The organism is Rhodococcus sp. Chr-9 (assembly GCF_000801125.1).
GTDB lineage: Bacteria > Actinomycetota > Actinomycetes > Mycobacteriales > Mycobacteriaceae > Rhodococcus > Rhodococcus pyridinivorans.
Genome location: NZ_JTIZ01000053.1, coordinates 80732 through 91468, shown reverse-complemented (window position 1 = coordinate 91468; position 10737 = coordinate 80732). Strand labels below are relative to the sequence as shown.

The 10737-nt window shown below is 71.7% G+C and carries 1 protein-coding gene; it reads right to left on the bottom strand.

The features are described 5' to 3' along the window. Positions 1 to 30: 30 nt before the first annotated feature. Complete coding sequence (locus tag QR64_RS06615; RefSeq protein WP_052227217.1) at positions 31 to 10656, bottom strand: non-ribosomal peptide synthetase; 10626 nt, start codon at positions 10654 to 10656, stop codon at positions 31 to 33. Positions 10657 to 10737 lie beyond the last annotated feature (81 nt).

Below are 10737 nucleotides of genomic sequence, written 5' to 3'. Positions count from 1 at the left end.
ACCGACTAGCTAATGGTTAGGCTAACCATACTAGGCGCCCGAGGGGGTACTGAAACCTGCTCCCACCGGCGCGTTCATCGCCGTCGTCCAGGCCTCGGACAGCCCTCGGATCTCCTCGCAGGAAATTCGTCCGTCCGACCGCATCGTGGCTGTGAATATACGACCGCCCGCTTTCTCCTCGATCCGCACCGACAGCTCGAGGGCGCGCCCGCACGGGGTCCGCCGCTCCGTCGGCACCGTGTCGATCCGGACGAGAACGTCGGGCCGGGCCAGTGCCATGAAGGCCGGTGCGGCCTGGGCGTTGAGGTGCCGCAGCAGCGCGTAACCGGACCCGTCCCCGGGCACCGCGTCCACGGCGGCGGCCACACCGGTCGACACCGCGTCCGGATCGTCGGCGACGGGAACCCGCACGGGCACACCGACGGCGAACGGACCCACGGTCCGGGTGCAGTCCGGCTCGCCGTCGGAGAATTCACGTGCGTCGCGTTCGATCTCGACGAGCAAATGTGCCGGCGCGGCCTCGCGGACGCGTCCGACGGCGACTGCCAACGCGGTCACTGCCGCGACAGCGAGGTCCTGCCCACCGGACGGACCGGCGTTGACCTCGACTGCGGCGATCTCGACCGGATCGCCGACGGGGAGCACCGCGGTGCTCAGCGCGGCGCCCGGGGCGAGGACCTGCACCCAGTGCGCCAGTTCCCCGAGCAGCGCCGGTTCCTGCGCGCGCTCGTTGATGCGGGTCGCGAGTCCCTGCGCGGTGGCTGCGGGAACGGCAACCGGTCCCCCGGTGACCGCCGCAGCCAGGTCGGCGGCGAGCACGCCGACGGAGACACCGTCGGCGACGATCGGGTGGACCGCCACCACGAGTCGACCGGTCTGCCCGGTGGTCAGCCACACGGCCGAGAGCACCGGTCCGGCCTCGGGGTCGAGAGCCTCGGCGGCCTCGGTGCGGGCCTGCTGCTGCGCTGTTGCGAGGTCGGTGGTCTCGACGACCCGTACCGGTACCTCGTCGCCGGCGGGGTGGGTGTCGAGCGACCACAGCACCGAGGCCACGCGGGTGATCCGCATGCGCAGCGCATCGTGAGCGGCGACCACCGTGCGCACGGCACCCGTCGCCTTCTCCTCGTCCGCCGGGGTGTCGACGGCGAACACGAGTGCGGCTCCGGCCGGCTCTGCACCGATCTCTCGCAGTGCGTGCACGGCCGGCGGCACGGGCACCGGGCCCGGTTCCCGGTCGTCCACGGGGCCCGTCGGCTGTTCCTCCGTCTCGGCGAACTGCGCGACGGCGGCGAGACCGGCCGGGGTGCGCCACCGGAAGATCTCGCGCGGGCCGAATTCGATGCCCTTGCGGCGCGCGGCCGTGACGACCTGCATCGAGACGATGCTGTCGCCACCGAGCGCGAAGAAGTCGTCGTCCGGTCCGACGACGTCGAGACACAGTGCCTCCTCGAACAATTCGCACAGTGTGGCCTCGGCGGGGGTCTCCGGGTCGCGGCGCGTCGTCGCGGTCGGTTGCGGATCGGGAAGTGCCCTGCGATCGAGTTTGCCGTTCGGTCCGAGCGGCAGTACCTCGAGCACGGTCACGGTCACCGGGACCATGTGATCGGGCAGGGAGGTCGCGGCGTGCGCGAGTAGATCGGCCGGTTCGACGGTGCGCCCGGACAGGGGCACCACGTAGCCGGCGAGCATGCCGTCGCGCACCACGACGGCGCTCTGCGCGACGTTCGGATGCGCGACCAGCGTCGCCTCGATCTCCCCGAGTTCGATGCGCAGGCCGCGGAGTTTGACCTGCCCGTCGGCGCGGCCGATGTAGTCGAGTTCGAGGCCCGCGCCCCGGTCGCGCCACCGCACGAGGTCGCCGGTGCGGTAGAGCCGCTCCCCCGCGTCGCTGTAGGGGTCGGCGACGAACCGGCCCGCCGTCAGGCCCGCGCGCCGGTGGTAGCCGCGGGCGAGCTGGACACCGCCGAGATACAACTCGCCGACGACGCCCGGCGCCACGGGCCGGAGCCGCTCGTCGAGGACGAGGGTGCGGGTGTTGTCGATCGGCCGTCCGATCGGGACCCACGGAATGTCCTGCGCCGGAATCGGTGCCGCGGTGACGTCGACGGCGGCCTCGGTGGGGCCGTAGAGGTTGTGCAGTTCGGCGTCGACGAGGGTGTGGAAGCGGTCGCGATGGTCGGCGGTCAGCGCCTCACCACTGCAGATCACCCGGGTCAGGCGCAGTGCCCGGTCCTGCTCGGCGGCGAGCACGTCGAGCAACGCCGCGAGCATCGACGGCACGAAGTGCGCCGTGGTGATCGACTGCCGGGCGATCACATCGCGCAGATAATGCGGGTCGCGGTGACCGTCGGCGGTCGCGACGACGAGCGTGGCGCCGGTGATCAGCGGCCAGAAGAACTCCCACACCGACACGTCGAATCCGGACGGGGTCTTCTGCAGCACCCGATCCTCGGCGGTGAGACCGTATTCGTCCTGCATCCACCGCAGCCGGTTGGCCACGGCGCGATGGCCGACGACGACACCCTTCGGGGTTCCGGTGGATCCGGAGGTGTAGAGCACGTACGCCGCGCAGTCGAGGGGCATCACGGTCGGTGCTGCGACCGGATCTGCGGGATCGGTTTCGACGGAACCGGATTCGTCGACCTCGAGCACCGGCACACCGGAGTCGAAGGTCATCGCCACACCGGCGGCCGCCACGACCGCGACGGGCTGCGCGTCGGAGAGCATGTACGCGAGTCGCTCGGCGGGATAGTTCTCGTCGAGCGGCAGATAGGCCGCACCGACGCGGTGGATCGCAAGGAGGGCGATCACGAGAGCGGTGCTGCGCGGAATCGCCACGGCCACGACGGCATCCATTCCTACTCCGGGAACGGCACGCAGATGCCCGGCCAGCGCGGCGACGGCACGGTCGAGTTCGGCGTAGGTCCACCGCCGTCCGGTGGCGTCGTCGACGAGCGCGAGGGCATCCGGTGTCGCAGCGACCTGCTGCGAGAACAGCTCGGGGACCGTGCGATCGGGACCGTCGTCTCGGACCGTGCCGATCTCCGCTGCCACCAATGCCTTCCGGTCGTCGACGGTGAGCACGCTCAACTGCGACAGCGAGGCGTCCGGATTCGCCGCGATCTCCGCCAGCAGAGCCGTGAGCCGCTGCACGAATCCGTCGACGGTGCCGCGGTCGAACAGGTCGGTCGCGTACTCGATGCGACCGCGGATCCCGCCGTCGTCGGTCTCGGCGAGGTCGAAGGTCAGGTCGAACTTCGACGTGCCGGTCTCGACGAAGACCGGTTCGGCGTCGAGTCCGGGCATGCGGATCTCGTCGAGGCGGTCGCGGTACTGCACCATGATCTGGAACAGCGGCTGGCGTGCGAGCGACCGTGCCGGGGCGAGTCGTTCGACGAGCACCTCGAACGGCAGGTCCTGGTGAGCATAGGCGTCGAGGTCCACCTCCCGGACCCGCGTGAGCAGGTCGCGGAGGGTGGGGTCGCCGGACAGATCGGTGCGCAGCACGAGCGTGTTGACGAAGAAGCCGACGATCCGGTCGAGGGCGGCGTCGGGACGACCCGCGACGGGAGTGCCGAGGACGATGTCGTCCCCGGCGCCGTGCGCGCGCAGCAGTACTGCGACGACCGCGTGGGTGAGCATGAACATCGTCGCGCCGGATTCGGCGGCGACGTCGGCGAGTGCTTCCCGGGTGCGCGGGTCGACGGTGAACGGGACCGCGCCGCCGCGGTAACTGCTGAAGGCCCCGCGCGGCCGGTCGTGCGGAACGGCGAGTTCCTCGGGTGCGCCGTCGAGGACGCGTGCCCAGTACTCGGTCTGGACCTCACGCAGAGACTCGTCCCCGGTACCGAGACGTTCGTCCTGCCAGAGAGTGAAGTCCCGGTACTGCACCGGCAGCGGCGCAGGCGCGGGTGCCCCGGTGGTCAGGTGCGCGTACCAGGCGGACAGGTCGGCGACGAGCGGCGTGGCGGACCACTCGTCGGCGGCGATGTGGTGCACGAGCACCAACAGGCGCGCGTCGTCGGGAGCGGTGCGCACGAGCGTCGCGCGGATCGGCAGGTCGTGGGCGAGATCGAACGGACGGCCCGCCTCCTCGGTGAGCAGCACGTCGAGATCCGCCGGGGCGGCGTCGACGATCCGCAGGTCGACGGTGCAGTCCTCGGCGGGCAGCACCCGCTGGTAGCCGATCTGCTCGACGTCGCCCTCGTCCGGCTCGGTGAACACCGTGCGCAGCGTGTCGTGCCCGGCGATCAGGTGCTGCAGGGCACCCCGCAGAGCGTCGACGTCGAGCGCGCCGCGCAGCCGCATCGTGTACGGGATGTTGTAGGTCGCCGACGCTCCCTCGAGGCGGAAGAGGAACCACAGCCGGCGCTGCGCCGCCGACATCGGGACGAGATCGGCGTGGTCGCGGCGCACGAGTTCGGGTCCGACGGCGGTGGCCGGGACCGTCGCCGCGAGTCGCGCGGGGGTGCGCAGATCGAAGATGTCGCGGATCGACGGGTTCCGGCCGGTGCGCATGCGCAGCGCCGCGGACAGACGTGTCGCGAGGAGCGAATTGCCGCCGAGGGCGAAAAAGTCGTCGTCGGGGCCCACCTGGCGGACACCGAGGAGTTCGGCGAGCACCTCGCACACGACGCGTTCGTCGTCGGTCGCCTCGCGCGTGCTGTGGCTCTGTGCGGGATCGGGCAGAGCCGCGCGGTCGACCTTGCCGTTGGGCAGGGTCGGCATGGCGTCGAGCACGTCGAAGACCGCGGGAATCATGTAGTCCGGCACCACGGTCCGCAGATGGTCCTGCAGGTCGATGGCCGCCGGACGCGGCGCGGCCGGATCGGCGACGACGTAACCGACGAGCAGATCGGTCCCGGACGCCGACGGGCGCACGGTGACGAGGGCCGCGGTCACCGCCGGGTGCCGCAGCAATGTGGCTTCGACCTCGCTGGGTTCGATGCGGAAACCGCGCAGGCTCAGCTGGTGGTCGGCGCGCGAGACGAACTCGATTTCTCCGGAGGCGTTGCGCCGCACCAGGTCCCCGGTGCGGAAGAGCCGGGTGCCGCTGCCGGTGGGGTCGGCGACGAACCGCGCCGCGGTCAGATCCGGGCGGCCGAGATAGCCGCGGGCGGACTGCACTCCCCCGACGTAGAGTTCGCCGGTCACCCCGTCCGGGACGGGACGCAGGTGCCGGTCGAGGATGCGCGCGGTCACGCCGTCGACTGGGGCACCGATGCGGACGCGGTCGACGTCGGAGCCCGGCGCCGTCCAGATCGTGACGTCGCCGGCGACCTCCGATGAACCGTACGAGTTGATCACCCGTGCGCCCGGCAGTGCCGCGATCACGCTCGTGCCGAGGGGTTCTCCACTGAGGAACCATGTGTCGACGAGTTCCGCGGCCTCGGGGCGCAGGGCCGCGAGGGTCTCGGCGAGGCTGGGCACCGCGGTGAGCATCCGGACGCGGTGCCGGACGACGAGATCGGCGAGGGTCTCGGCGTCGCGGGAGGCGGCGTCGTCGGCCAGGACCATCGTCGCGCTGGAGAGAAGACCGGCGAACAGCTCGGTCGATCCGTCGATGAAGCTCAGCGAACTCTTGGCCAGGCGCACGTCGTCGCCGGCCGGGCGGACGCGTGCCGCCTGCCAGGCCAACCGGTTCGCCAGCGCCGCAGCGGTTCCGACGACACCCTTGGGCACACCCGTCGAACCGGAGGTGTAGACGACGTACGACCCGTCCGCCGGATGCAGCGGGCGGCTGCGGTCGAGGTCGGTGATCGGTGCGTCCGAGTAGCCTTGCGCCGCTTCGGCCAGTGCGGCGAGGGTCAGCTCCGGTGCCTCTCCGGGCACGGCGCCTTCCGTATCCACAAGCACGAGATCGGGTGCGGCGTCGGTGAGCATGAACTCGATGCGCGCCGGCGGGTACGACAGGTCGACGGGCAGGTAGGCGGCACCGGAGACCACGACGGCGGCCAGCGCCACCACGGCGGCGTCGGACCGTGCCGCCGCGACCGCGACGACACTGCCGGGCCCGACACCCCGTTCGGCGAGCGCGCGAGCCGAACGGTGCACGCGCGCCCCGAATTCCCGATAGCTCGACGTCTCGGTGCCGAACACGAGCGCCGGGTGATCCGGGCGGGCGGCGAAGGCCGCCGCGAGCAGGTCCGGCAGCAGCTGCGTGGTGGCGGGCACCGTCGCGACGGTGTCGGCGGCGCGCTCTTCGTCGGTGCGCACGTCGATCGATGAGAGGTGTCGCGGTTCGGGGTCGGCGAAGGCCGCGAGCACCGACAGCAGACGCTGCCCGAGGGTCCGTACGCTCGTACGGTCGTAGAGGTCCTCGGCGTACTCGAAGCGGATCGACAGGCCGTCGGCCGCGTCGACGAAGTCGACGGTGAGATCGAACTTCGACGTGCCGGTGGACAGATACGACACGGTCGCGGTGGTGTCGCCGATCTGCGGGACGACCGGTTCGGTGCGGTACTGCACCACCGTCTGGAAGAGCGGGTGCCGCGCGAGCGACGGGGTGACACCGACGGCGTCGACCACCTCGTCGAAGGGCACCTCCTGGTGGGCCAGGGCGGTGAGGTCGGCGTGCCGTACGCGCGTCAGAATCTCGGCGGTATCGGGATCGCCGGACAGATCGGTGCGCAGGGCGATGGTGTCGACGAAGAATCCGACGACGTCCTCGAGTCCGCTGTCGGCGCGACCCGCGACGGGCGCGCCGAGCACGATGTCGTCGCCCGCCCCGAGCGCGGTGAACAGGGCGGCCACGGCGGCGTGGGTGAGCATGAACATGCTCGTCCCGGAACGGGAACACATATCCCGCAGGGCCGCAGACAGTTCCGAACCCACCTGCACGTGTACCTCGCCGCCGCGGTGGCTCGGCACCGCGGGTCGCGGACGGTCGTGTGGCAGGGCGAGTTCCTCCGGTGCTCCGGCAAGGGTGGAGCACCAGAACGCGAGGTCGCGGTCGCGGAGCACGGCGGCGGCGGGGTCGTCGGCGAGACCGCGCTGCCACACCGCGAAGTCCGCGTACTGGGGACGCGGCGCGTCGTCGGGCACACGACCCGCAGAGAGATCGGCGTAGGCGGCGGCGAGGTCGGCGAAGACCGTCTCGGCCGACCACTCGTCGCCGGCGATGTGATGCACGACGAGCAGCAGCACCGCGTCATCCGGTGCGCGTCGCACGAGATGCGCACGGAACGGACGGTCCTGTCCCAGATCGAAGGATGCCCGCGCGGCCGCGTCGAGAAGTGCCGCGGCATTCCCGTCGCGCGCCTCCGCGACCTGCAGGACCGTCGACGGCGTGTCGGTGACGACCTGCACGGGCTCACCGTCGACGACGTCGACGACGGTGAGCAGCACCTCGTGCCGGGCGACGACGTGCACCAGCGCACGGTCGAGCAGGCCGGCGTCGAGCCGGCCGCGCAGTTCGAGGGCGAAGGGGATGTTGTAGGTCGGCGACGGTCCCTGGGCACGGTCGAGGAACCACAGGCGCTGCTGGGCCGACGACAGCGGGATCCGCGCCGGTCGCGGTCCTGCGACGAAGCGGGGACGTGCCGGGCTCGCGCCGTCGACCACCACGGCCAATTCGGCCACGGTGGGAGCGTCGAAGACGTCGCGCAGCGACACCTCGATGTCCAGCGCCGAGCGGATCCGGGCGACGAGACGGGTGGCGGACAGCGACGTTCCGCCGAGGGTGAAGAAGTCGGCGTCGACACCGACGGCCGGGAGTCCGAGCAGGTCGGCGAAGACACCGGCGAGGGTGTGTTCGGTGGCGGTCTCGGGATCGCGACCGGTGTCGGGGGCGCCGATCTCCGGGGTGGGCAGTGCCTTGCGGTCGACCTTGAGGTTCGCGGTGAGCGGGAACTCGTCGAGCACGACCGTCAGCGACGGCACCATGTACTCGGGCAGACGTGTGCGGAGGAAGTCGTGCAGTGCTGCGCTGTCGACGTCGGTGCCGGTCACGTAGCCCACGAGGCGGGCCGCACCGGTGGCGTCGGGCCGGGCGACCACGACGGCCTGCGCCACACCGGCGAATTGCGCTGCGGCGGTCTCGATCTCACCGAGTTCGATGCGGTGTCCGCGGACCTTGACCTGGTCGTCGCCGCGTCCGAGATACTGCAGGGTGCCGTCGGCGGTCCAGCGCACGAGATCGCCCGTGCGGTACATCCGGCCGGCGCCGAAGGGATCGGCGACGAAGCGGGCCGCGGTGAGGTCGGGGCGGCCGCGGTAGCCGCGCGCGAGCTGCTGCCCCACGACGTACAGCTCACCGGCCGCGCCGACCGGCACGGGCTGCAACTGCCGGTCGAGCACGCGCACACCGGTTCCCGGATAGGGGCGGCCCACCGACCCGGTCCACGGCAGATCCGGTGCGACCGGAGCGGAGGTGCACCACACCGTCGCCTCGGTGGGGCCGTACATGTTGACGACCGAACGCGCTCGCGCGGCGAGGGTTCCGGCCAGGACGGCGGGCAGGCCCTCGCCGCCCACAAGCACGCCCGTACCGGCGAGATCCAGACCGTCGTGTTCGACGATCGCGCCCCACAGCGACGGGGTGGCCTGGATGCAGTCCACCGACTCGGTGGCGGCGAGCGCGGCCAGGGCCGCCGGATCGCGCGCCTCGTCGTCGCCCGCGAGCACGACGGCCCCGCCGCGGCACAGCGGCACGATCAGTTCGAGCACCGAGATGTCGAACGACAGGGTGGTCAGGGCGAGAAGCCTAGTGTGCGTGCCGATTCCGACGAGATCGGTCGCGGCGTCGACGAAGCGGGCGAGTGCGCCGCGCGAGAGCACGACACCCTTCGGCCGGCCGGTCGAACCCGAGGTGTAGATGACATATGCCGACTGGTCGGGCACAACTCGCTCGGAAGGCGTGGTGCCGACGGGGACGTCGCCGCGCCAGTGCAGGACGCCGTCACGGAAGACCGCCGTGGCGTCCGGGGTCGATGCGCCGAGACGGTCGGCGAAGTCGTCGGTGGTGAGCAGGATCGCCGGTCGCGCGTCGTCGAGCATGTACTCGAGTCGCTCGGCGGGGAAGGCGGGATCGAGCGGCAGGTACGCCGCGCCCGTCCGCAGCACGGCGAGGAGCGCGACCACCATGTCGGCGGTGCGTGGCAGGGCGAGCGCGACCGTCACCTCGCACCGCGCACCAGCCCGTGCGAGTTCGCCTGCGACGGCATCGATGCGCGCGTCGAGTTCGGCGTAGGTGAGACGGTCGGCGCCGGCGACGAGCGCGGGTGCGGCACCGGCGGCGGCCACCTGCGCGTCGAACAGATCCATCGCGTCGGGCGCGACAGACTCGGATACGACGCCCTGCCAACGGGATTCGAGATCGGCGCGGAAATCCGGGTTCAGCAGGTCGGCATGGGCGAGAGGACGTTCGTCCGCGTCCTCCCGGGCGGCGAAGGTGAGCAGTCGCGCGATGGCCGCGGCGTGACCGGCGACCTCCTCGGCGGTGTACCGGTCGGCGTCGGCGTCGAGGGTCAGTTCGAGTGCGCGGGTGCTGTCGACACGACGGGCGACCACCGCGAGGTCGTGGACGGGACCGCGCGCGAGCGAGTGCACGGTGGCGGTCGCGTCGCCGAATCGCACGGTGTCGCCGAACGGCTTGATGTTGACCGTCGGGCCCACCGGACCGGGACTGGTCGCGGGCAGACGCAGGTCGCGGTGGATGTCCTCGCCCCGGTAGCGACTGTGGCGTCCCTGCGCAGCGACGGTGGCGCGCACGTCGGCGGCGAGCGCCGCGAGACTCGCCTCCGGAGCGACCTCGATGCGGAGGGGCACGACATTGACGGCGGTGGTGAGCACCTTCGCGGCGACGCTGCCCATCCGGTTCATGGCCGGGAAGCCGAGCACCACGTCGCGGACCGCGGTGACCCGGCCGAGATAGGCGGCGGTCGCGGCGGTGACGAGGTCGGGCCAGCCCACCCCGGCGCGGCGTGCCGCTACGTCGAGCGCCTCGGCGACGTCCCCGGGGACCTGCACCGATTCGGTGACCACCGCGCGGGCGAGCGAGGACGCGGCCGGCACCGCGGTCTCCGCGAGGCCGAGCGCGTCGGGTGCACCATGCAGCGTCTCGGTCCAGAAGTCGCGGTCGGCGACGATGCGCTCGCCGCTGCGGTACTCCTCGTCCTCGGCGACGACCTGCTCGACGGAGCCGAAGGTCGCGGGCGGGACGTCCTCGCCGCGCACGAGTGCGGTGTACACGGCGACGATGCGGCGTTCGACCAGGCTGTAGCCGTAGACGTCGAGCAAGGCGTGGTGGGCGCGCAGGAACAGCAGGACACGGTCCGGTCCGAGGACGAACACCCGGGCGCCGATGCCGGCTTCGGCCGTCGGATCCATCGGCACGCGCAGGATCGCGCGCATCGTGTCGACGGCCGTCCGCCGCGGATCGGCGTCGGCGGTGAGGTCGGTGACCTCGATCTCCGGCGCCGGATGGGCACCGGGGAACTGGACGGGCACCTCGTCGACGACGGCGATCCGGGCGCGCAGTCCGGCGGATTCGTCGAAGACCGTGTGGACGGCGCGGGCGAGCACGTCCGGATCCATGGCGCCGTCGATCTCGAGGAAGTGCCCGGTGACGAGTGTCGCGTTCGAGGGGTCGATCGTCTGCGCGAACCACATTCCCGCCTGGGCAGCGGTCAACGGCAGAGGCACGATCGATTCCACGGGTACTCCTCGGCATTCCTGGACCCGCCCCCTCGGATCCGCCCCTCCGTCCGGATATAGTTAGGGCCGCCTAACCATACC